19 protein-coding genes are annotated in these 22075 nt (G+C 64.6%); 9 read left to right on the top strand and 10 right to left on the bottom strand.

Annotated features, from left to right (window positions below):
• Window positions 1-181 precede the first annotated feature (181 nt).
• From KLP40_RS17655 to KLP40_RS17645, 3 genes are read right to left on the bottom strand one after another with little or no spacing between them, the layout of a single operon-like run.
• Window positions 182-550, bottom strand: a complete 369-nt coding sequence (locus KLP40_RS17655; protein WP_215595151.1) for a DUF6970 domain-containing protein — start codon at window positions 548-550, stop codon at window positions 182-184.
• Window positions 551-569: 19 nt separating this feature from the next.
• Window positions 570-2153, bottom strand: a complete 1584-nt coding sequence (locus tag KLP40_RS17650; RefSeq protein WP_215595150.1) for a hypothetical protein — start codon at window positions 2151-2153, stop codon at window positions 570-572.
• Window positions 2137-2718: an RNA polymerase sigma factor gene (locus KLP40_RS17645; RefSeq protein ID WP_317196791.1), complete on the bottom strand. Its 582-nt coding sequence runs from the start codon at window positions 2716-2718 to the stop codon at window positions 2137-2139. Before KLP40_RS17645 ends, KLP40_RS17650 begins: the two co-directional genes overlap by 17 nt.
• 460 nt (window positions 2719-3178) lie before the next feature.
• On the opposite strand from KLP40_RS17645, the gene wrbA reads away from it, so the two are divergent.
• Entirely contained in the window at window positions 3179-3790 is a 612-nt protein-coding gene (gene wrbA / locus KLP40_RS17640; RefSeq protein ID WP_215595148.1) for an NAD(P)H:quinone oxidoreductase, read from the top strand.
• 242 nt (window positions 3791-4032) lie between these two features.
• Here wrbA and KLP40_RS17635 read toward each other — a convergent pair whose 3' ends face one another.
• On the bottom strand, window positions 4033-4767 hold the full coding sequence (locus KLP40_RS17635) for a LytR/AlgR family response regulator transcription factor (protein WP_215595147.1): 735 nt from the start codon (window positions 4765-4767) through the stop codon (window positions 4033-4035).
• 293 nt (window positions 4768-5060) lie between these two features.
• Window positions 5061-6338, bottom strand: a complete 1278-nt coding sequence (locus KLP40_RS17630; protein ID WP_215595146.1) for a sensor histidine kinase — start codon at window positions 6336-6338, stop codon at window positions 5061-5063.
• Window positions 6339-6577: 239 nt separating this feature from the next.
• On the opposite strand from KLP40_RS17630, the gene KLP40_RS17625 reads away from it, so the two are divergent.
• The 7 genes from KLP40_RS17625 to KLP40_RS17595 all read left to right on the top strand — a co-directional run bounded on the left by KLP40_RS17625 (window position 6578) and on the right by KLP40_RS17595 (window position 14635).
• Window positions 6578-7507 (top strand): ABC transporter ATP-binding protein, encoded by a 930-nt coding sequence (locus tag KLP40_RS17625; protein ID WP_246558980.1) that lies wholly within the window; start codon window positions 6578-6580, stop codon window positions 7505-7507.
• A 97-nt stretch (window positions 7508-7604) separates the two neighbouring features.
• Window positions 7605-8417: an ABC transporter permease gene (locus tag KLP40_RS17620; RefSeq protein ID WP_215595145.1), complete on the top strand. Its 813-nt coding sequence runs from the start codon at window positions 7605-7607 to the stop codon at window positions 8415-8417.
• Between the two features lie 340 nt (window positions 8418-8757).
• On the top strand, window positions 8758-9303 hold the full coding sequence (locus KLP40_RS17615; protein WP_215595144.1) for an RNA polymerase sigma factor: 546 nt from the start codon (window positions 8758-8760) through the stop codon (window positions 9301-9303).
• A gap of 28 nt (window positions 9304-9331) precedes the next feature.
• The gene (locus KLP40_RS17610) at window positions 9332-10177 is read left to right on the top strand and encodes a HEAT repeat domain-containing protein (protein ID WP_215595143.1); all 846 of its coding nucleotides are present in this window, start codon (window positions 9332-9334) and stop codon (window positions 10175-10177) included.
• Window positions 10178-10283: 106 nt separating this feature from the next.
• Window positions 10284-11054 carry a DUF4097 domain-containing protein gene (locus KLP40_RS17605; RefSeq protein WP_215595142.1) on the top strand — a complete coding sequence of 257 codons (771 nt, stop codon included), beginning with the start codon at window positions 10284-10286 and terminating at the stop codon, window positions 11052-11054.
• A gap of 37 nt (window positions 11055-11091) precedes the next feature.
• Window positions 11092-11787, top strand: coding sequence for a DUF4097 family beta strand repeat-containing protein (locus KLP40_RS17600; protein WP_215595141.1), 696 nt, complete (start codon window positions 11092-11094; stop codon window positions 11785-11787).
• Window positions 11788-12082: 295 nt separating this feature from the next.
• Window positions 12083-14635 carry an outer membrane beta-barrel family protein gene (locus tag KLP40_RS17595; RefSeq protein WP_215595140.1) on the top strand — a complete coding sequence of 851 codons (2553 nt, stop codon included), beginning with the start codon at window positions 12083-12085 and terminating at the stop codon, window positions 14633-14635.
• A 271-nt stretch (window positions 14636-14906) separates the two neighbouring features.
• Here the strand turns inward: KLP40_RS17595 and KLP40_RS17590 are convergent, their stop codons facing one another.
• Entirely contained in the window at window positions 14907-15659 is a 753-nt protein-coding gene (locus tag KLP40_RS17590; RefSeq protein ID WP_215595139.1) for a LytR/AlgR family response regulator transcription factor, read from the bottom strand.
• A 118-nt stretch (window positions 15660-15777) separates the two neighbouring features.
• Window positions 15778-16914, bottom strand: coding sequence for a sensor histidine kinase (locus KLP40_RS17585; RefSeq protein WP_215595138.1), 1137 nt, complete (start codon window positions 16912-16914; stop codon window positions 15778-15780).
• 274 nt (window positions 16915-17188) lie between these two features.
• Between KLP40_RS17585 and KLP40_RS17580 the strand changes: the two genes are divergently transcribed.
• A complete protein-coding gene (locus KLP40_RS17580; protein WP_215595137.1) occupies window positions 17189-19675 on the top strand; it encodes a TonB-dependent receptor domain-containing protein in 2487 nt (828 codons plus the stop codon).
• A 110-nt stretch (window positions 19676-19785) separates the two neighbouring features.
• Here the strand turns inward: KLP40_RS17580 and KLP40_RS17575 are convergent, their stop codons facing one another.
• The 3 genes from KLP40_RS17575 to KLP40_RS17565 form a co-directional block, all read right to left on the bottom strand.
• Window positions 19786-20541 (bottom strand): shikimate dehydrogenase family protein, encoded by a 756-nt coding sequence (locus KLP40_RS17575; protein WP_215595136.1) that lies wholly within the window; start codon window positions 20539-20541, stop codon window positions 19786-19788.
• A gap of 99 nt (window positions 20542-20640) precedes the next feature.
• Window positions 20641-21297: a DedA family protein gene (locus KLP40_RS17570; protein WP_215595135.1), complete on the bottom strand. Its 657-nt coding sequence runs from the start codon at window positions 21295-21297 to the stop codon at window positions 20641-20643.
• Between the two features lie 75 nt (window positions 21298-21372).
• The gene (locus KLP40_RS17565) at window positions 21373-22044 is read right to left on the bottom strand and encodes a spermidine synthase (protein WP_215595134.1); all 672 of its coding nucleotides are present in this window, start codon (window positions 22042-22044) and stop codon (window positions 21373-21375) included.
• Window positions 22045-22075: the final 31 nt, after the last annotated feature.

Here is a 22075-nt window from a genome sequence, read left to right as displayed (position 1 = left end):
CTGCGCCTGCTCGTCGAAGGCGTCCACTTGGCGGCGCACCTACGCGACGAATAGCCCCTAACCCCGCAACAAAAAAGCGTCGGCCTTCCGGCCGACGCGCTTCGCAAGTTTTGGGTAAGGACAAGGTGAAAGAAGACAGGCTTTTGGCGAAAAACGAAGCGTTGGTAACGCAACCCAATACTCACCGCTGGTCGCGCCAGATAAGGGTGCGGTTGGTGGCCGTGGCGGCGAAATCAGCGCAACGGCCGTCGCCGGTGTTGTTGGTCCCCCCGGCGGCCGCGCACACCACGTTGCCGCAGTTGTCGAATAAGTAGCTGTAGTTGCTGGGGTCACCGCCCGTCACGAGGTAAACGGTGCGGCCCTGGTAGGTGTACTGGGTGATTTCGGCGGCGGGCGTCTGCTTGGGCTTCTGCTTGAGCTGCTCAATGAGGGTGAGAGAGAAGTTGCCCGCGCAGTTCTGGGGCAACACTTCATCGGCCGTAACGGAGCAAGCCGCCGCCCCCAACAGGAGCAGCGGCCAGCCGACCAGATAAAGACGCAAACGAGTCATTGTATTATCCGAGTAGAGGCTATTGAACGCCGGGCATGGGTTTGGTGCCGCCAAACTCCAGGCTGGCTTCCATCCCAATGCTGTAGGGCCGGCTTTGGTTCATGGCGCGCTGGGTGGGGTTGGCGTTGAGGGTAGTCACGAACGTTTCGGCCGTGGGGCCCACGGCCACGTTCCAGGTAGCCAGCACGGGCTGGTAACGGATGCCGGCCCCGCCCCGCACGGAAGCAAACACGGGCCGGTAGGGCGACTCCGCCGATTTAAGCGAGTATTTGCGGGTCACGGCCTGGGCGCCCTCCAGCTCCGAGCGGCTGTTCAGCAGTACGCTCACCACCGCGCCCACTTTAGCGTAGAGCGACAACCCGGGTTTGTGGCTCGAGCCGTAGGCTACGCTCACGGGCACGGCGGCCGTACGGTAGCGGTAGGAGGTAGTGCGGGGCTGCACCGGGGCCGAGTAAGCGGCCGGCCGCCCGAAAATAGCCGCCGACTCGCTACCCACCTGCTTGCCGTCGAGGAAGCCGTACGTAGTGGCCGAGGTGGCCCGCTGCTCGGCCGCTTCCAGGCCCGAGGCCACCGTCCAGTGGCGCCCCAGGGCGTAGGAGGCCGTCAGGACCACGCGCTGGCTCAGGCCGGCGCGCAGGTTGCGGCGGTATTCGTTTTCGGCTTCGTCCTGGTAGTAGGTGCGCAGGGCGTTGGTCAGCGCGTCCGCATTGGTGCGGGCATCGGTGCGGGAGAAGTTGATGTTGGGGTTGAAGGCTCCCACCGCGTAGCTGCCCCCCAGGCGCAGGCGTTTCCACAGCTTGGCCGTGGGTTTGGGCTGCTCTTCCACCGCTGCCACTTCCTGGTTCAGCGGAGCCACCGGGGCGGCAGCCAGGGCGGGCTTCAGGGTGTCGGGGCGGCGCAGGCCCAGGGCGCGGCGCAGGGCCGACGAGCGGGGCAGCAGCCCGCCGAAATTCGATAGAAAAGCGGATTCCGAGCTATTGCCCGGCCGCCCGCCCTGCCCCGCGAAGAAGGCTTCGAAGCCGCCCGCGTAGGTTTGCGCGTGTCCCGAACCGGCGTGCAGGCCTTCCACGGCACCGCCATCGGCAGCGTAAAGGGCCGCCACCAGGTTGCCTAACCGGCCGCGCTGACCAGCCGCGGCCGTGGCAGCCAGGGTCGTCGTTTCGTCAGGGGCGCTGGCCAGGGTACCGGTGGCCGTATCGTAGCCGAGGCCGAGGCCCGCCACCGGCGGAGCAGAGGTCAGCCCCGTGCCGTAGGGGTCAGATTCGGTGGGCAGGGCGGAAATGCTTGCCGGGTGCCGGGCGGCCAGCGGCGGGGCGGCGCCCGGGCCCGACTGATTCAGGAAGGCCCAGCTGCCGAAGCCCAGGGCCAGCAGCAGGCAGGCGGCAGCCACCCAGCGGTAGGTGGCCGCACGCTGGCGGTAGAGCGTATTTTGCCGGAGCACCTGCTCGTGCTGCTGGGCCACCAGCTCGTGGTCGAGCTGGTCCCAGAAACCGGCGCGCGGGGTCACCTCCGCTTCGGCGAATTTCTGCCGGAACAGGTGCTCCAGGTCGCCGGACGGGCGCGGGGGCTGGGGAGTATCAGGTGTGTTAGGAGCGGAAGCCATGGGAGCGGTGAGCGTCGAGACGTTCGATTTTACTTTTCAAAATTGCCCGGGCCCGGGAATACTGCGACTTGCTGGTGCCTTCGGAAATGCCCAGCAGCTCACCGATTTCCTTGTGGCCGTAGCCTTCGATGGCGAACAGGTTGAACACCATCTGGTAGCGTGGGGCCAGATCCTGGATCAGCCCCAGCAGTTCTTCAAAATTGTAGTTGGAGAGCGTGAATTCTTCCCCGGCCAGGTCTTCGGGGTAGTCACCTCCGTCGCTGACGGCCACCAGCGGGGCGTTGCGGCGGTGCTGGCGCAGGGCCGCGTTTACCATAATGCGCCGGATCCAGAACTCGAGCGGGCACTCCCGGCGGAAGCTGCCCAGGTTTTTGAACACGGTCAGGAAGCCTTCCTGGAGCACATCTTCAGCCTCGAACGTGGTTTGGGCGTAGCGCAGGCACACGGCCATCATGCGGCCCGCGAATCGTTCATAGAGATACTTCTGCATCAGGCGGCTGCCGGCAAGGCAACCGTCCAGCAGCTCCAGATCGGAGAGCTGCGCGGGCGGAGTCAGGGTACGCACAGGAGCGGATAACGATGACGATACTGACTCCGCCCGCGCCGCGCTGCGGCCGGGTAGCAGGCTGCGTAGCCCACCCGCCAACGGGGCCGACAGGGCGCTCATCGGGCAGTCCGGGCCGGGCCGGTGGTTAGACGCGCACTCGCGGTGGTTCCCTCCGGGAGCCCAGTTCCGCTTAAGTAAGAATGCTGCATACGCTGCGAAGTCGGATAAATAAGGCTGTTGATCCAGCGGTCAGCCGGGGATTCGCTTTTAAGAGGACGAACGGGCGGCCGGAGGTTGCATAGTTGCGCGTGATTTTCGAGGCACCCAAGATAAGCATTTCACCATCAAGTAGTTTTTGTCATAAAATTCCGGGTTTCGCAACTTCCCCGTTCCCCTTTCCGTGTAGATACACACCAACTGCGGCCGGCTATTGCGGTCCGGATTATTTCATTTCTTCCTCCCTTAATTTTTCCGCCTTATGAAAACCCTGATTCTGTTCTACTCCACTTACGGGCACGTTTGGAAACTTGCGGAGGCCGTAGCCGAAGGCGCCCGTGAGGTAGCCGGCAATGAGGTCGTCATCAAACGCGTGCCTGAAACCCTACCCAAGGAGCTACTGGACAAAATCGGGGCGACCGAGGCGCAGAAGGCCTTCGACCACCTGCCCGTAGCCAAGGCCGAGGAGCTTGACCAGTACGACGCGATTATCATCGGGACGCCCACGCGCTACGGTAACGTCTGCGGCCAGATTCAGGCTTTCTTGGACGCAACGGGTGCGCTCTGGGCCCAGGGCAAGCTGGTAGGGAAAGTGGGCGGCTGCTTCGTGAGCACGGCCACTCAGCACGGCGGCCAGGAAACCACCCTGCGCGCCCTCCAGACGGAACTCATGCACCACGGCATGGTCATCGTGGGCCTGCCCTACGCCTGGCAGGGCCAGATGGGCCACCACGAAGTAACCGGCGGTACGCCCTACGGCGCCAGCACCGTGGCCGGCGGCCAGGGCGAGCGGCAGCCCAGCGAGAATGAGCTGGAAGGCGCCCGGTTCCAGGGTCGTCATTCTTCCGAAATAGCCAAGAAGCTCAGCGCTTAGGCTGTGGAGCTTAGCTTTTAGAACTCAGAATTGAGAACTTAGAGCCTAGAAATCAGAGCCTAGAACGTAGCTTTTAGAGCTTAGAACAAGAACGTCATCCCAAGGGAGGTGAAGGATATTATTACGATTAGACCGAACCGTTACAATGGAGTCGGGCTAACGTAACAGGATTCTTCGCTTCCATCAGGATGACGTTCTTTTTCTTTGTTCTAAGCTCTCAATTCTCAGCTCTAAAATCTGCCTCACAGCTGATTATAGGCCTTTATTAACGCGTTGAAAGATTCGCGGTAGGTGTCGCCGATGGGCAGCAGACGGCCGGCCACCTGCACTTTACCGCGCTCCACGTGCTCGATGCGGCTCAGGGCAACCAGGTAGGATTTGTGGATGCGGGCGAACCGGTCGGGGGGCAGCACCTCCTCCACCCGCCGAAACGACTGGAGCGTAAGCACCTTGCCGGTGGTGGTATAGAGCATCAGGTACTCCTTCATGCCCTCAATGTAGAGCAGGTCATCGAAGGCCACGCGCTGGAGGCGGTGCTCGTTTTTCACGAACATGGCATCGGCGGCCACCGGCTCGGTGGGAGCCGGGGCCACCGCCGGGGCCGGACTGGCGGCGGGTGGTGCCTGTAGCTGCTGGCGCACCTTTTGCACGGCCTGCACGAACCGCTCGAAGGCAATGGGTTTGAGCAGGTAATCGGCCGCGTTGAGCTCGTAGCTGCGTACGGCGTACTGGTCGTAGGCGGTGGTGAAGATGATGCGCGGGCCGGGCTGGGGCAGCAACTGAGCCAGCTGCACGCCCGTCAGCCGGGGCATATGAATGTCGAGAAACACGACATCTACCGGGTTATCCTGCAAATAGGCCAGGCCCGCCAGCGCGTCATCGAACTGCGCCTGTAACTCCAGGCCCGGCACCTGGGCGCAATAATCGGCCAGCAGATCCAGGGCCAGTGGTTCGTCGTCGAGAATTACGCAGGTCATCGGGGAATGAGTGAAGTAGTGAATGAGCGAACCGGCGGCCGACTTAGCCGGCCAAGCCGGCGCGTCTGCCCGCCGATACAGGAGGCAAGTCTCCCGACTTGCGGCCGCCGAAGACGGCCATGCGGGACCGGGCCGCCCGCGCCATTAAATATGCGGGTTTCTGGTATAACAGTAGCAGCGTACAGGCCCGTATGGCCGCTGCGCGGCCGTGAGTCGGGAGACTTACCCCAACTGTGGGCGGGCAGACGCGCCGGCTTGGCCGGCTAAGTCGGCCGCCAGCTCAGCCCTTCACCTCACGGCAATAGCACCAGCGTGACGCGGTGCTGCTCGGGGCTGGTTTGCACGTCGAGGGCGTAGCGGCTGGGGTAGAGCAGCTCCAGGCGGCGGCGCAGGTTCACGAGGCCCACGCCGCCGGGCTGGCGGGGCAGCTCCCGCTCGGCATCGGCGGGGGCCACGTGGTTGAGCACCGAGAAGCGCAGCAGGCCGTCGGGGGCCAGGTGTAGGGAAATGTGCACGGCCACGGGGCGGGCCGTGAGGTCGCCGTGCTTGAAGGCATTTTCTACCAGCGGCAGCAGCAGCAGGGGCGCGATGGGGTGGGCACAATCCGGGTCGGCACCTTCAATGTTCAACACAATGGCTTCCTGGGCCGAGGCCGCCAGCCGCAGCCGCTGCAAATCCAGGAAGCTGCGCAAATGGGCCAGCTCCCGGTTCAGGGGCACGGTATCGGTGCTGCTTTCGTAGAGCAGGTAGCGCATGATTTCGGAAAGGCGCAGCACTGCTTCCGGGGCCTTATCCGATTTGCGGCTGGTCAGGGAATAGATGTTGTTAAGCGTGTTGAACAGGAAGTGCGGGTTGATCTGGGTTTTGAGCATGGCCAGCTCCGTGAGCAGCTGCTGGCGTTCCAGCTCCCGGCGGTTGCGCTGCCCCCGGATGTAGTCGCCGGTGATGCGCAGGGCTGAGCCGCTGCCCACGATAAACGCCCCCAGGATAGCGGAGCCGAACAGCAGCATCGACGGACTCCGGGAAGACTGGTTTTTCGCCTTGCTCCCGTCTACCACCACCGTAGCGGGCTTGCCCGAGCCGGCCGGCGGGGCCTTCACCCTGTAGGAGGCTACGTGAAACCCGCTGGGAAAAAGCTGAGGTACCAGCCAGCCCGTCACGGCCACGTAGGGCAAAGCCAGCAGGGTCGCCAGCACCACGTACTGCCCCACCCGGGCCCGGCCGAGGGTAGTGGGCACCAGCCAGCGCCAGGTCAGGTAGAACAAGGTGGCGGCGCACAGATCCTCCAGCGCCAACCGGCCCAGCAGCGGAAAAACCGGCTGCCACTCGGCGGCCGTGAGCGGGAAGCGGGGCATGAGCGAAAGCACGTTGCTGGCCTTGAGCCCATCAATGCCCAGCAGCCACAGCCACAGCACGGCATGTACCCAGCGCGGCACCCGGGCCGCTTCCGGCGTGGCCGACCAGGTGGTAGGCCGCAGCCAAGCCCGAACGCGGGTCCGCCAGGGCAGCCGGGGTACGGCGGCGGCAGCAACGGGTTTCGCCCCAGCGGACGGTACGGCGGCAATTTCCATCTTCGAAAATAGCACGCTCCCGCCCGAAAAACCCGCTTTTTCAATGAACGCCGATGCTGACACCGCCAACGCCCCGGCCGGCCGGGTTAACGCGCAGGACGCGAATAAACGGCGCCCCAAACGGGTTTGCGCGGTGAAAAGCATCGTTTCGGGGCGGGGCCGGCGGGTTGGTTGAATAAGGCCGTTGCACTATAGCCCAGCGTCTATGTTTGCTGCCGTTCTCCCTGTCTTTCTGCGCTATGAATCCCACTGCCCCGCTCCTGCTCGAAACCCGGAACCTCCATTTCCGCTTCGGCTCCCGCCCCATCCTGCACGAAGTCAGCCTGCAGGTAGAAGCGGGCAGCATCTACGGCTTTCTGGGGCCGAACGGGGCCGGCAAAAGCACCACCATGCGCCTGCTGCTGGGGTTGCTGCGGCCCGCCAGCGGCTCCGTTCACCTGTTCGGGCATGATCTGGGCCGGCACCGGGTGGCGCTGCTGAACCGGGTGGGCGCGCTCATCGAAAACCCCTCCCTCTACGACCACCTCACGGGCCGCGAAAACGTGGAGGCCACCCGCCGCCTGCGGGGCGTGCCGGCCCACCGCACCGCCGAGGTGCTGGCCCTGGTGGGTCTCACGGATAACGCCCACCGTCCGGCCCGCGAGTACTCGCTGGGCATGCGGCAGCGGCTGGGCCTGGCCATTGCCCTGCTCTCCGACCCCGACCTGCTGCTGCTGGATGAGCCCACCAACGGCCTCGACCCCAACGGCATTATGGAGATGCGCGAGCTGCTGCAGCGCCTGCGCCAGGAGCACGGCAAAACCATCCTCGTCAGCAGCCACCTCATCCACGAAATCGAGAAAGTAGCCACCCACGTGGGCGTGATTCAGCAGGGCCGGCTGGTGTTCCAGGGCAGCCTGCCCGATTTGCAGCGCCTGCAAACCGGCCGCGGCCGCCTGGTGCTGGAAACCCAGGACGCCGACACCTGCCGCAACCTGCTGCCGGGCCTGCTGGCCGGCGCCACGGTGGCCGGCCCCGGTACGCTTCGGCTGCCCTGGCTCAGCCAGGAGCACACTGCTGAGGTAGCCGCCGCCCTGGTGGCGGCCGGGCAGCCTCTCTACGGTCTGCGTCTGGAGCAGCCCTCGTTGGAAGACACCTTCCTGCACCTGACGGAAGAAGCTGCCCGATAATGTGACACGGACTTCAGTCCGCACCCTCCCCAGCTTTTTAAACAGCCTCTTTATTCCGCGGGCTACGGCCTGAAGTCCGTGCCACCTTCTCCTTGCCATGAATCCAGCCTATCCTTTGCCCGGCCCACTCACCCAGCTCCGCCACACCCTGGCCGCCGACACCCTGAAGCTGAAGCGCACGGCCGCGCTCTGGCTGGCCCTGGGCGGCGGGGCATTGCCCGTACTGCTCAACTTTCTGATTTTCTATTTCAAAGGCCGCTACCTGGTGAAAGCCGGCGACAACCCGTGGCTGCAGTACGTGGGCATGAGCTGGCAAACGGCCTCGGTGCTCTTGCTGCCGATGTTTGTGGTGCTGCTCACCGGCCTGGTAGTGAACCTGGAAAACCGGGCCAGCGGCTGGAAGCACCTGCTGGCCCAGCCCGTCGGCCGGGGGGCGGTATTCGGCAGCAAGCTGCTGCTGCTGCTGGCGCTGAACGCAGTGGCGCAAGTGCTGTACGTGGGGCTACTGCTGGCGGCCGGCCACCTGCTGGGCGCGGTGCGGCCCGGGCTGGGGTTCCAGAGCCATTCCATTGAGTTGCTGCCGGTGCTGCGGATGCTGGGCCACAGCTACCTGGCCAGCTTGGGCATATTGGGCGTCCAATACGCGGCAGCCCTCATATTCCGTAGTTTCGTGGGGCCGCTGGCCCTGGGCATTGGCGGCATTGTCTCGGCCCTGACGTTGCTGCGCTGGGAGTACATCCACCTGGTGCCCTACGCCGCCCCTACCGTAGTGCTGCGCCTTATGAAGTTCGACCCCGGGCTGACCGTGCCGGCGGCTCTGGCCCCGGCCGAGTGGCACTCCCTGCTCTGGTTCGGGGTATCCCTGGTGGCAGGCTACGTGGTACTGCTGCGCCGCAACGTGAGTCAGTAATTCTGCCTCGGTTCTTCTTTTCGCTCAAGCCCCTGCCGATTACCCGGCAGGGGCATTTCTGTGTTAAAGCCTTCGTCTACCAAGTGTGGAACCGCGCCCCTTCGCATCTTCTGCCAGGAGGAACTATACCGCTTGACACCATGCACCGAAAACACGCGAAGAGGCGCACCTTTGCTCCATCTGCCCGCAACCGGAAAACCGGCTTCTACCCGGCGTAACAGCCATTTGCTTTATCGAAGTACAAGCGCCACCGGGGCCGGGAAAAATATTTTTCGGGGGGCGTGTAACGAATGGTTACTTGCCCGGTAATCGAAGCAAACATTCCTATCCGCAGCACCGCGTGGCAGCACCTTCTCCTCTCAGCGACGAGCACCTGATGCTTCAGGTTCAGGCCGACCACCTGGACCAGCTCACGCTGCTGTTTGAGCGGTATCACGGCCCGCTGTTCGGCTTCCTGACTCGCCTCAACGGCGGCAACCGGGAAGTGGGGCAGGACCTGACCCAAAACGTGTTTCTGCGGGTACTCAAGTACCGCCACACCTTTCAACCAGCATTCAGCTTCCGCACCTGGGTGTACCAGCTGGCCCGCCACGTACACGCCGACCACTGGCAGCGCCACCGTCCCACCACCGACCTCGACCACCTGGAGCGCACCGCCCACCATCACCACGCCGCCCAGCACCACCACGCCACTGCCGACTGCGCCCAATCGGTACAGGAGGCGCTGAGCTTGCTGCCGGCGGCCCAGCGCGAGGTGCTGGTGCTGCACCGCTTCCAGGGGTTTAGCTACGCCGAAATCGGGGAAATGCTGGGGTGCTCGGAGGGGGCGGCCCGGGTGAAGGCCCACCGGGCGCTGGAGGCCCTGCGGGCGGTGTATTTCAACTAACGCGTACGGGCTTCGGCCCCTGATTTTTATGGCTGCTCTTCCTGCTCATCCCGCTGAACTTCCCGAGTGCCCTGCGCTACGGCCGCTGCTGCCCGCCTTTGTGGAGCAGGAGCTGCCGGCCAGTGACAGCGCCGCCGTGGCGGCCCACCTGCCCCGGTGCCCGGCCTGCCGGCAGCAGGTGCAACAGCTCCGCACCCTGCTCCACGCCCTCGACGACGAGCCGCTGCTGCTGCCCCCGCCAACCCTGCGCGACGCGCTGCTGGCCGCCATTGCCCACGAAAAGCAGCACCTGCCTGCTTCCGCCGCAACGCCCGCTGAAACGCCCCGCCCGGGCCGGGTGCTGCCGCTGTGGGAAGCCAGTCCAGCCGGCGCGTGGCTGCGGGTAGCGGCTTCGGTGGCGCTGCTGGCGATGGGCATGGTGCTGGGCCTGCTGCTGCGGCCGGGCCAGCCGGAAGTAGCCCGCCAGCCCGCGCCCGATTCGGGGGTGGCGGCCCGGCTCACGGCGGCCATGGTACAGTCGGCCCCGGCCAGCCGGCGGCTGAGTTTGGTGAGTGCCGTGCCGGCGGAGGTGCAGCCCGGCGACCCGGCCGTGCAGGTGCTCATCACTCTGCTCAACGCCGACCCCAACCCCAACGTGCGTCTGGCCGCGGCCGAAGCCCTGTTCCAGCTCCGCACCGACCCGCGCGTGGGCCCGGCCCTGGTGCAGGCCCTGCCCAACCAAACCGACCCCAACGTGCAGCTGACTTTGATTGAGCTGCTCACCACCCTGCGCGATAAGCGCGCTGTGGCCCCGCTGGAGCAGCTGGCCCGGCAGCCCGGCGTGCTGCCGCCCGTGCGCCAACAGGCCGAGCGGGGCCTAGGCCTGCTCATCTAACCGTCTTTCTCTCTCTGCTTTTCACCGTACTGCGGGCGCGCCTGGGGGCGTTGCCGGGCAGCGCCTACCCCATCGTTTTTCTTCATCTCCCCTTCTTTTCAACTCTATGAAACAGCTCCTACTGCTGGCCTTGCTGACGGCCGGCGTGGCTCCCGCCCTGCGGGCCCAGGAATACAAAACCCGCTTTGCCAACCGCCAGGACCGCCGCCTGCTGCTGGAAATGCGCGGCAGCGACGTGGTGGTGGAAACCTACGACGGCGACGAAGTGCTCATCAAAGGCGGCACCTACGAGGCTCCGCCCAAGCGCGCCGAGGGCCTGCGCCCGGTGTACCAATCGGCCGAGGACAACACGCGTCAGGGCCTGGCTGTGAGCTTGGAAGGCAACACGATACGGGTGCAGCAGGTGGCCCGCAAGGAGGCTACCTACACCCTGCGGGTGCCCCGCAACACCAGCCTCACGTTTCGGGAAGGCACCTGGACGGCCAGTAACCTGACCGTGAGCAACCTCAGCGGCTGCCTGGAGCTGACCATGAAAGCCGGCAACGCTACCCTCACGGGCATAAGCGGCCCGGTGGTGGCCAACGGCACCAGCGGCGACGTGACGCTGCAGCTGGCCCCGGGGGCCCAGGGCCCCACGGCCGTGTCGCTGATCAGCGGCAACCTCGACGTGACGATGCCTGCCACCACCAAAACCACCCTCAGCCTGCGCTCCATGTCGGGGGAGGTATACACTGATTTCGACCTGAACCCCAAGCCCGCCGCCAACGGCCTGAACCGGGTGGGCGGCCAAACCGTGACGGTGCCCCTGAACGGGGGCGGCTTCAAGATCACGCTGCACACCATCAGCGGCAACGTGTACCTGCGCAAAGCCAAGTAAGGCCCTCTGCTTTCTTCACCTCCTTTCCCAACTCGCCATGTTCCGTTTCATGCTACCGGGCCTGCTGGCCCTCACGGCCGCCCTAGCCGCCCGGGCCCAGACCGTTACCGAGCAACACGCTCCCGTAGCGCCCACCCAGGCGGTGGTGCTGAACCTGAAATTCGCCCATACCATTCGGGTGCGGCCCGCCACCGACGGCCAGCTGCGGGTACGGGCCACCGTGAATATCAACCAGAACACCCTCAACGACGCCTTCCGGCTGAATCTGAGCCGCACCGACTCGCAGCTTACCGTGACGGCCGACCTGGACCAGCAGCGCCTGGCCCAGGCCGCGCCCGGCACTTGTTCCGATAGCGTGTCGTGGTACTACGGCGGCAAGAACTCGGCCCGGGTGTGCGCTGATATTGTGTGCGAGGTGACGCTGCCCGCCAACACCAGCCTGCGCCTGAGCACCATCAACGGCAACGTGGAAGTACAGGGCCTCACGGGCCCGCTGAGCGCCAAATCTATCAGCGGCTTTGTGGACGTGAGCTGGCCGGCCAACCGCAGCGCCCAGGTGGCTTTGCAGTCCATTACGGGCGAGGTGTACACCAGCCCCTCGGTGGCGTTTCAGCCGCAGCGGTACCGCTCGCCGGTGGGCTACGAGGTGCGCGGCAGCCTGCGCGAGGGCACCGGCCCGGCCCTGCGCCTCGAATCCATCAGCGGAAATGTGTTTTTCCGGGAGGTACGCTAGCCCGCGCCGGGGCTGCATTGGCGGGCGGGGCGGGGGCGTTGCCGGTTGCCAGTATCGGATTTGTTGAATAAAACGACGTGGTAAACGCGGCTGGCGGAGCTTTGTCTTACTGCGCTACTCCTCTGCCCCGCGTCCCGGCCTTGTCTGCCGCAGCCCCGGCCACAACCCTACCCGCGCGGTTTCGCCCCCAGCCTCACGCTCCGGAACCCGCCCGCTACACTTCAGCCGATTTTTCTTGCGCCCCGCCTAGGTGGCGACGCCCTTTGCGCACTCATCCTTCTCTCTACCAATCTCTATGAAACACGCTACCCTTCCCCTCCTGCTCACGGGCCTGCTCGCGGCCCCGGTCCTGGCCCAAACGACCCCGCCCGCCGGTCAGCGGCCCGCCGGCCCGCCGCCGACGGCCGCTACCAAACCCATGCTGCCCACGGCCCCCAAAGGCACCGGCCGGCTGGAAGGCGTGGTGCTTGATGCGGCCACGAAGAAGCCAGTGGAGTTTGCCACCGTCACGCTGCTGCCCCTGAGTGGCGAATCCCCCCTCGATGGCACCGTTTGCGACGAAAAAGGGCGCTACAGCCTGAAAGGGCTGGTCGCCGGGCAGTTTCGGCTCCAGATCAGCTTTATCGGCTACGCGGCCCAGCTGGTGCCCGTAACCGTTACCGAGGGGCTGACCAGCGTGCCCGCCGTGCGCCTGGCCGCCACAACCCAGAACCTGGGCGAAGTAACCGTGACGGGCGAACGGGCCGTCATCGAAACCAAACCGGACCGCATCGTCTACAACGCCGAAAAAGACCTGACCAACAGCGGCGGCACGGCGGCCGACGTGCTGCGCAAGGTGCCCCTGCTGAGCGTGGACCCCGACGGCGGCGTGCAGCTGCGCGGCTCCAGCAACATCCGGGTGCTCATCGACAACAAGCCCTCGGCCATTGTGGCCAGTAGCGTGGCCGATGCCCTCAAGCAGATTCCGGCCGACCAGATCAAGAGCGTGGAGGTCATTACCACGCCCTCGGCCAAGTACGACGCCGAAGGCACGGGCGGCATCATCAACATCATCCTCAAGAAGAACAACCTGCAGGGCCTCAACGGCTCGGTGGGGCTGGCGGCGGGCACGCGCAGCTCCAACGGCAACGCCTCGCTCAACTACCGCAAAGGCAAAATCGGGCTGACCAGCTCTTTGAGCGGCTTTGCCTTCTACAGTCCCAACCGCAACGACCTCACGCGCTACCTCAAAACGCCCGCCGGCGCCGAGCAGCTGACCCTGCAGCAGGAGGGTGACGGCAACACCCTGGGCGGGGGCGGCTTCGGCCGGCTGGGCCTCGACTACGACCCGGCCCCCTTCCATAACCTGACCCTGAACGTGCAGGGCAACCTGTTCCGCAACAGCGGCACCTACGACCAGTACAACCGCGTGCTGCTGCCCGTGGCCAACGACTTCACCCGCGACACCGACCGCCGGTTCCGCACCCAGAGCTACGACGTGAACGGGGGCTATACCCGCACCTTTGAGGGGCAGAAAGGCCGCGAGTGGAGCGTGCTGGCCCAGCACACGCGCAACCGCAACGTGCAGGCCTACGGCCTCGACCAGTTTGGGGGCCGCACCACCGAAAATGCTGCCAAGGAGTACCGCGAAGAATCCGACAACCTGGCCCGCAACCTCGAAACCACCCTCCAAACCGATTACGTTCAGCCCTTTTCGGAAACCAGCTCCCTCGAAACCGGGGCCAAGGCCATCCTGCGCCGCGTGAGCAGCGACTACGACGTATTCAACAGCCTTCCCAACGCTGCCACCCTCGACCCGCAGTTCAACCCCGACCGCTCCAACGAGTTCAGCTACGACCAGGACGTGCTGGCCGGCTACGCGAGCTACGGCTTTGCGGCTTCCAAAAAGCTGAGCTTCAAACTGGGCACCCGGGTGGAAAACACGCGCATCGACGGGCGTTTTCAGCAGCAGCAGAGCGAGAATTCGGGCGTCACGCAGAACTATACCAACGTGCTGCCCAACCTGAGTCTGAACTTCCAGCCCAAGAACGAGAAGAAGCCCGGCGAATCGGTGCGCCTGGCTTACTCCCGCCGCATTCAGCGCCCCCAGATTTTCTACCTCAACCCCTTCCGCAACACCGCCGATACGCTCAACGTGAGCTTCGGCAACCCCCAACTGAAACCCGAGCTGACCGACAGCTACGAGCTGAACTACACCACCTTTATCAAGGGCTCGGTGCTGAACCTGAGCACCTACGTACGCCGCACCGACAACTCTATTGAAGCGGTTCGCGAAGTTAAAAACGGCGTGAACGAGCAAACCTATGCCAACATCGGCCGCAACGCCACCTACGGGGGCAGCGTGTTCGGCTCGTTCAAGCCCACCAAAAAGTGGGATGTGAGCGGCAACGTGAACGTGTACTACGTCTCGCTGAAAAGCCCTTCATTGGGCCTCAACAACAGCGGCGTGCAGTACAACCTGAACCTGAACTCAAGCTACAAATTTGAAAAGGGCCTGAGCCTGCAGTTCTTCGGCGGCCTGAACTCGCCCCGGGTGCAGCTCCAGGGCCGGCAGGCGGCCTGGACGTTCTACTCCCTGGGCCTGCGCAAAAACCTGCTCAAGGACAAAGCCGACCTGACCCTGAACGCCGATAACTTCCTCTCCGCCACCCGCAACCTGCGCACCACCCTCGACACCGACCAGTTCCGCCAGGAAAGCAACAACTACATCTACCTGCGGGGCGTCCGGCTGGCCTTCAACTACCGCTTCGGCAAAGTCTCGAACCAGCCCCCCAAGCGCCGCCGCAGCATCCGCAACGACGATACCAAGAGCGGCGGTGATGGGCAACAAGGCCAGCAGGGAAATTAGAGCAAATTTCGAGTCGACATACAGGGTGTAGAGACGCAACATTTTGCGTCTCGTCGTTGCTGACGTTGTTCGGCTGGTCCGTTCAACGACGAGACGCAAAATGTTGCGTCTCTACACCCTGTACAGCAACCTGAAAACCGCTATAGAAAGAATCAAGAAGCACTGTCATCCTGAGCAAAGCGAAGGATCTTATCACGCACAAACGAGTCGTTATAGTGGCTCTTCACGCGTGACAAGTTCCTTCGCTCTGCTCAGCATAACACCGGGCTATTTATCCCAACTTCCCGTGGTAGCGCAGCACTTCCAGCAGCCCGTCGCGGTAGGTTTCGCCGATGGGCAGACCGGTGCCGTGGACCTGCACGCGGTGGCGCTCCACGAACTCGAGGTGGCGCAGGTTGATGAGGTAGGACTTGTGGATGCGCGCGAAGCGGCCGGCGGGCAGTTGCTCCTCCAGCTTGCGGAAGGACTGCAGGATGAGCAGCTTGCCGGTGGCCGTGTAGTACATCAGGTACTCCTTCTGGCCCTCCACGTAAAAAATATCATCCACCGGCAGGCGGCGCAAACGGCCGTCGTGGCGCACGAACAGGACCTCATCGGCGGCTTCCGGGGTTTCCGGCGGGGTGGCGGGGTGCGGGGCCGGGGCGGCGGGCGGCAGCAGGGCGGCGCGGGCCCGGTGGGCGGCCTGCACGAACCGCTCGAAGGAAATGGGCTTGAGCAGGTAATCCAGGGCCGGCAGCTCGTAGCTCTGCACGGCGTAATCGGGGTGGGCGGTGGTGAAGATGATGCGCGGGCGCGGCACGGGCAGCAGCTGGGCCAGCTGCAAGCCCGTGAGCCGGGGCATCTGAATGTCGAGAAACACCACGTCCACGGGCGTATCCTGCAAGAAAGCCGCCGCCGCCAGCGCCTCCTGAAACTGCCCCCGCAGCTCCAGAAACGGCACCTGCCGGCAGAAATCCACCAGCACCTTCAGCGCCAGCGGCTCATCATCCACCACAATACAGCTAATCGGACGACGGGTTTCCATGTGGTGAGGTGGTGAAATAGTGAAATGGTGAGTTGATGTTCGGGAAGCCTGACGGGGCGGATGGGGCAACTGGTGCAATAAGGCTTGTTAAACGTCAACGCACCATTTCACCACTTCTCTATTTCACCTTCACCGACAGCCGCACGGCGTATTCCTGGGTGTTGGCCGTGACGGCCAAGGTGTGGGCGTTGGGGTAGAGCAGCTCCAGGCGGCGGCGCAGGTTGGCCAGGCCCACGCCGCCGGGCGGGACCGCATCGGGGGCCACGCGGTTGCGGACCAGGAAGTGCAGCTGCCCGTCGGGGGCCAGCTCCAGGGTGAGGCGCACCACGTGGGGGCGCGCCGTGAGGTCGCCGTGCTTGAAGGCGTTTTCCACCAGTGGCAGCAGCAGCATGGGCGGCAGGCGCAGGGCGTGCTCGGCGCCGGGCGGCAGCAGCAGCCGGAACTCAATGGCTTCGTCGGCCTCCTCGCCGGCGGGCAGGCGCAGCTGCTGAAGCGTCAGGAAGCTTTGCAGGTGGCTGATTTCGCGGGCCAGGGGCACGAGGTCGTCGGAGCTTTCGTAGAGCTGGTAGCGCATGAGCTCGGCCAGGCGCAGCACCGCTTCCGGGGCCTGGGGCGAGGCGTGCAGGGTGAGCGAGTAGATGTTGTTGAGCGTGTTGAACAGGAAGTGCGGGTGGAGCTGGGTTTTGAGCAGGGCCAGCTCGGTGCGCAGGTGCTGCTGCTCCAGCTCGCGGCGGTGGCCGAGCTCCCGCAGGTAGTCGCCGGCCAGACGCAGAAAGAAGCTCAGCAGCAGAATCAGGCCGCCCAGCAAGAGGTAGTAGCTCTGCAGCACCTGCACATAGTAGCTCAGCGGCTGCGACTGGCCCTGGACCTTCACTTCCTCAAACCAGTAGCTCACCCCAATCCGCAGCGCGCAGAAAGCCGCCAGGCCCAGCCCCAGCGCCGCCAGGTAAGCCCCCAGCCACCCGCGCCGGAACAGGCGGGGCATCAGCAGCCAGTTGAAGTAGAACAGGCCCGAATCGAGCACGTCGGTGGTTAGGGCCAGGGACCAGAAGTTTTCCGCCACGGGCGGCACCAGCACGCCCTGCCGCATCAGCCAGCCCTGCAGATCGAAGTACAGCAGCAGCCCCACCCAGGCCAGGTGCAGCCACGGAATACGCCGGAGCCAGGCGGGCGCGGGCCGCAGAGGGCGCGAGCGGCGGGCGGGCGGGGAAAAGACGGGCGGTAACAGAGGGAGCGGGGCTGGAAAACGGCTCAAAATACGACATCGGCCGGCAGCGCACCCCGCGTTTTCAACCAGTGCCGCCGCCGGCTTCAACCAACTCCGCCCCGCGGGCTACGAGCCGCCCGGCGGCCGCTGGCGGGCGGCCCGGGGCATTTGGTTGACTACGCATGCAACGGTGGTTGAATTTTCCGACTCCCGGCCTCGCCTACTGTCTACGTTTACGAGGGCTTACCCCCTCCTTCTTTCTGGTTCTTCCCAGCCTCTCCCTCCGCGGGGCTATCCTATACTCCTTTTATTGCTCTTGTTGATGAAGCAGACTATCCTGCTGCTGTTACTGGCTACGGCTGCCGCGCCGGCCGCGTGGGCCCAGACTACCTCCCCCGCCACTACAACTCCGGCCCCCAAAGGAACCGGCCGCCTCACCGGCCGCGTGGTCGATGCGGCCACCGGCAAGCCCGTGGAGTTTGCCACCGTGGCCCTGCTGCCCGCCACCGGCACCGCGCCCCTGCTCGGCGGCACCGCCGACGCGGAAGGCCGCTTCGAGCTGCGCGACCTGCCCACCGGTTCGTTTCGCCTCCAGATCAGCTTCGTGGGCTACGCGGCCCGGCTGGAACCCGTCACCCTCGGGGCGGAGCTGCTGGCCCTGGGCACGCTGCCGCTCACAGCCTCGGCCCAGAACCTGGCCGGCGTAACGGTAACCGGGGAGCGGCCCGTCATCGAAACCAAGCCCGACCGGCTCGTGTACAACGCCGATCAGGATGCCTCCAACACCGGCGGCACGGCGGCCGATGTGCTGCGCAAAACGCCCATGGTCAACCTCGACGGGGAAGGCAACGTGCAGCTGCGCGGTACCAGCAACGTGCGGATTCTGCTCAACAACAAGCCCTCGGCCCTACTTTCGGGCAATCTGGCCGAGGCGCTCAAGCAGATTCCGGCCGACCAGATCAAGGCCATTGAGGTGGTGACGGCCCCCTCGGCCCGCTACGACGGGGAGGGCAGCGGCGGAGTCATCAACATCGTGCTCAAAAAGAGCAACCTGGAGGGCGTAAACGGCAGCGTGGGCGCCAGCACCGGCAACCGCAACCAGAGCCTGAACGGCAGCCTGAACGCCCAGAAGGGCCCGGTGGGCGTGAACACCAAGCTCAGCACCTTCCACAACGTGTACCCCTTCAAGAGCCAGACCGAGCGCACCAGCTTCCTGGCCGATGGCAGCACCGGCGAGCTGGTGGAGCGTACCATGTCGCGCAACATCGGCAACGGGGGCTACGGGCAAGCCGAATTCACCTACGAACCCTCCGCCCGGCACAGCTTCACGCTCAGCGGCAACGGCAACCTCTACGACAGCCGCTCGCCCCAGCAACTCTACAACCGCTACGCCGGCCAGCCCTCACTCGATACGCTCTACACCCGCGACATTCGCCAGCAGGGCCAGAACCGTAACTACGACCTGAACGCGGGCTACACGCGCACCTTCGGCGAGGCCCACCCGGGCCGGGAGTGGGTGGTGCTGGCCCAGCACACCAACAGCCGCAACAAGCAGGACTACCGCCTCGACCAGTTTCCGACGGCTACCCTCGGGGAAGGGCCTGTTGAGTACCGCGAAGCCAGCCTGAACCTGGCCCACAACCTGGAAACGACGCTCCAGACCGACTACATTCTGCCCTTCAAGGAGAAGAACAAGCTCGAAGTCGGGGCCAAGCGCATCGGCCGCCAGGTGCGCAGCGACTATAACCTGGATACCCTGCTGGTAGCCGTGCAGCCCGATTTTACGCGCAGCCGCCGCCGCTCCAACCGCTTCGATTACCGCCAGAACGTGCTGGCCGGCTACGGCACGTATGCCTTCGCCCTGGGCAAGAAAACCACGTTCAGCCTGGGCACCCGCCTGGAGCACACGGCCATCGAGGGCGAGTTTCAGAACGAGGCGGGCCGCTTCCGCAGCACCTACCTCAACGTGCTGCCCAACCTCAACGTCACCCGCACGCTTCAGAAAGACGGCCAGACGCTGGGGCTGAGCTACTCGCGCCGCATCCAACGACCTCATATCTACTACCTGAACCCCTACGTGAACCAGATTACGCCGAACTCGGTGGACTTTGGCAACCCCGAGCTCCGGCCCGAGCTATCCGACCAGCTGGAACTGACCTATGGCACGTTCGGAGAGAAATCCTCGCTCAATCTTTCGGGCTTTGCCCGGCGGGTAGGCAATTCCATTGAGCGCTACAGCCGCTACAACCAGACGCTGGCCCGCAACGAAACCACCTACGGCAACCTGGCCACCGTGTACAACTACGGGCTGAACCTGTTCGGCTCCTGGAAACCGGCGAAAGGCTGGGACCTGAGCACCAACCTGAGCGGCGACTACACGCGCCTGCGCAGCGCCGTGCTGGGCCGCGTCAGCAGCCGGGCCAGCCTGTACCTGAACCTGAACTCGTCCTACAAGCTCGGCAAATCCTACACCATGCAGGGTTACGGCGGCTTCTGGACCGGCGGCGTCCAGCTCCAGACCCGCTACTCCGGCGGCGTGTACTACGGCCTGAGTCTGAAGAAGCTGCTGCTAGCCGAAAAGGCCGATCTGACCCTGGGCGCCAACAATTTCCTGGCCCCCGGCCGCGAATTCCGCAGCACTACCACCACGCCGGATTTCGTCAACTACGGCCGCTTCTACTCCTACCAGCGCAACATGCGCCTCTCCTTCAACTACCGCTTCGGCAGCCTCCAGGGCGGCGGCCGCCAGCGCCGCACCATCCAGAACAACGACTCCAAACAAAGCAGCTCCGGCGGCCAGGGCGGGTAAAATAGTGAGATGGTGAAATAGTGAGATGGTGAGTTTGATGTTCTGTTGCCCTTTGCCGCGCCACTTGCGCAGTCAGGACTTTTGAACATCAAACTCACCATTTCATCATCTCACCATTTCACCTCTCCCTGCCAGATTTGCCAGGCGGCTTCGGCCTGGAGGCAGAGCATTTCGAAGCCGTTTTTGACTTGGGCACCGGCGGCGGCGCCACGCTTCAGAAACTCGGTTTCAGTGGGGTTGTAGATGAGGTCGTGGAGGTAGTGCTGGGGCGTGAGGGCGGCGTAGGGAAGGGGCGGGCACTCCTGCACGTCGGGGAAGGTGCCCAGGGGCGTGGTATTGATGATGAGGGCGTGTTCCTGTACCAGGCGGGGCGTGAGGTCGTCGTAGGTGAGGCCGTGGCCCAGCGGATTGCGCGATACTACCCAGTAGCCGATGCCCAAATCGCGCAGGGCTACTTCCACCGCCTTCGAGGCTCCGCCGCTGCCCAATACCAGAGCCCGCAACCCGGCCGGCGGCCTGGGCCCCAGAAAGTGGCGGAGTGACTCCCGAAAGCCCACGTAATCGGTGTTATGGCCCACCAGGCGGCCATCGGCCCGGAACTCCACCACGTTCACCGCTCCCACCCGGGCCGCCGAGGAAGCCACCTCATTCAGAAACGGCCAGACCTGCTCCTTGTAGGGAATCGTGACGTTGAGGCCGCGCAGGTTGGGGTGGGCCGCCAGCAGGCCGGGCAGCTCGTGCATGGTGGCCAGCTCAAACAACTCGTAGTGATGGTCGGCCAGATCGAGGTTGTGAAACTTCTGGGTGAAGTACGTCTGCGAAAACGAGTGTTTGAGCGAGCGGCCGAGCAATCCGAATTCGGGCATAAACTAAACATGGGGTTGGAAGGGTAAGCAACAAAAAAACCGCCTGCTTTCCTCGCGGAGCAGGCGGTTTTCGGGCGTACACGCGCAGAAAGTTTCTACTCAGGCCACCGGCGTCTTCTTCGGGCTCCGGGCCTTGGCAAATTCCCACACCGCCGGCAGCACCGACAGCACGATGATGACGAGCACCACCAGGGAGAAGTTTTTCTGCACCACCGGAATGGTGCCGAAGAAGTAGCCGGCCCCCGTGAGCAGCGTTACCCACAGCACCGCGCCGGAGAGGTTGTAGGCCAGAAACTTGCTGTATTTCATGGTGCCCACGCCCGCCACGAACGGCGCAAAGGTGCGAATGATGGGAATAAAGCGGGCCAGAATAATGGTTTTGGCTCCGTGCTTCTGGTAAAAGGCCTGGGTACGCTCCAGGTGCTCCCGCTTCAGAAAGCGGGAATTTTCCCGGAACACCCGCGGCCCCAGGTAGTCGCCGATGTGGTAGTTGAGCGCGTCGCCGAGCACGGCGGCCACAATCAGCAGCCCCATCATCACCCATACGTTGAGCGGGGAGCCGGGCAAAGCCACCAGGGAGCCGGCCGCAAACAGCAGGGAGTCGCCGGGCAGAAAGGGCAGCACCACTACCCCGGTTTCCATGAAGATGATCAGAAACAGGATGGCATAGGTCCAGGCCCCATAATCCTGAATGATGGCAGCCAGGTGTTTGTCGAGGTGCAGTACGAAGTCGATGAGGTCCTTGAGGATTTCCATAGCGGGGGATTGAGCGTGCAAAGAAAGCAGGTTAGCAGCAAACGGCTGCGCACCGGGTTCCGCCCGCCGGATGGTTCAGGCTTCCGCTTTGCGCAGAATCAGCAGGCGGTTGAGCTGCTCGACCGCCAAGTCCCGCACCTCGAAGCCCAGTTCCGCCAGAAATTCGGGCAATTCCCGGCCATCGGGCCAGAACTCGGCCGTTACCAGCAGGTTGCACAGCACCCAGCCGCCGGGCCGCGTGAGGTGCCACAGGCTGCGCCAGAAGGCGGCTTCGCCCAGCCCGGCGGGCAGCTCCAGATCCAGAAACAGGTCTACCACCACCAGCTCGAACGTGGCCGCCGGGGCCGTGGCCACCCAGACAAAAGCATCGGCACAAACGACGTTTAGCCCCGGGCCGGTTCGGATTCCGAATTCCTCCGCCGCCACCTGAATGACCACCGGGTCCAGCTCCACGGCCGTGATGGGGCCCGTAACGCCCCGTTCCTGCCGCAGCGTGGGAATCACGGAGCCGCCGCCCAGGCCCAGCAGCAGCACCGGCCCGGTTGGGTGAGCGGGCGCAAACAGCAGGCCGTAGCGCAGCACCCGCTGCAAGGTGCCGTAGCTGTAATTGGCCTGGGCCGTGTCGAGCACCTTGTGGCCCCGGTAGAGCGTGACGCGCAAAGTGCCGCTGTGCGCGGAGGCCACTTGGCGCGTCAGGGGCAGCACGTAACTCAGCAGGCGGCGCCCGGCACTCAGCAGCTTGTTCATAGGCCCCGAAGGTACGGCCAAAACAAAAGCC

The sequence above is a fragment of the Hymenobacter piscis genome (assembly GCF_018760735.1).
GTDB lineage: Bacteria > Bacteroidota > Bacteroidia > Cytophagales > Hymenobacteraceae > Hymenobacter > Hymenobacter piscis.
This window is presented reverse-complemented; position numbering and strand designations above follow the sequence as displayed.

Bases quoted from the DNA above. Each gene is read 5' to 3' on its own strand.
- KLP40_RS17655 (WP_215595151.1), bottom strand. From the start codon at position 550: ATGACTCGTTTGCGTCTTTATCTGGTCGGCTGGCCGCTGCTCCTGTTG.
- KLP40_RS17650 (WP_215595150.1), bottom strand. From the start codon at position 2,153: ATGGCTTCCGCTCCTAACACACCTGATACTCCCCAGCCCCCGCGCCCG.
- wrbA (WP_215595148.1), top strand. From the start codon at position 3,179: ATGAAAACCCTGATTCTGTTCTACTCCACTTACGGGCACGTTTGGAAA.
- KLP40_RS17635 (WP_215595147.1), bottom strand. From the start codon at position 4,767: ATGACCTGCGTAATTCTCGACGACGAACCACTGGCCCTGGATCTGCTG.
- KLP40_RS17630 (WP_215595146.1), bottom strand. From the start codon at position 6,338: ATGGAAATTGCCGCCGTACCGTCCGCTGGGGCGAAACCCGTTGCTGCC.
- KLP40_RS17625 (WP_246558980.1), top strand. From the start codon at position 6,578: ATGAATCCCACTGCCCCGCTCCTGCTCGAAACCCGGAACCTCCATTTC.
- KLP40_RS17620 (WP_215595145.1), top strand. From the start codon at position 7,605: ATGAATCCAGCCTATCCTTTGCCCGGCCCACTCACCCAGCTCCGCCAC.
- KLP40_RS17610 (WP_215595143.1), top strand. From the start codon at position 9,332: ATGGCTGCTCTTCCTGCTCATCCCGCTGAACTTCCCGAGTGCCCTGCG.
- KLP40_RS17605 (WP_215595142.1), top strand. From the start codon at position 10,284: ATGAAACAGCTCCTACTGCTGGCCTTGCTGACGGCCGGCGTGGCTCCC.
- KLP40_RS17600 (WP_215595141.1), top strand. From the start codon at position 11,092: ATGTTCCGTTTCATGCTACCGGGCCTGCTGGCCCTCACGGCCGCCCTA.
- KLP40_RS17595 (WP_215595140.1), top strand. From the start codon at position 12,083: ATGAAACACGCTACCCTTCCCCTCCTGCTCACGGGCCTGCTCGCGGCC.
- KLP40_RS17590 (WP_215595139.1), bottom strand. From the start codon at position 15,659: ATGGAAACCCGTCGTCCGATTAGCTGTATTGTGGTGGATGATGAGCCG.
- KLP40_RS17580 (WP_215595137.1), top strand. From the start codon at position 17,189: ATGAAGCAGACTATCCTGCTGCTGTTACTGGCTACGGCTGCCGCGCCG.
- KLP40_RS17575 (WP_215595136.1), bottom strand. From the start codon at position 20,541: ATGCCCGAATTCGGATTGCTCGGCCGCTCGCTCAAACACTCGTTTTCG.
- KLP40_RS17570 (WP_215595135.1), bottom strand. From the start codon at position 21,297: ATGGAAATCCTCAAGGACCTCATCGACTTCGTACTGCACCTCGACAAA.
- KLP40_RS17565 (WP_215595134.1), bottom strand. From the start codon at position 22,044: ATGAACAAGCTGCTGAGTGCCGGGCGCCGCCTGCTGAGTTACGTGCTG.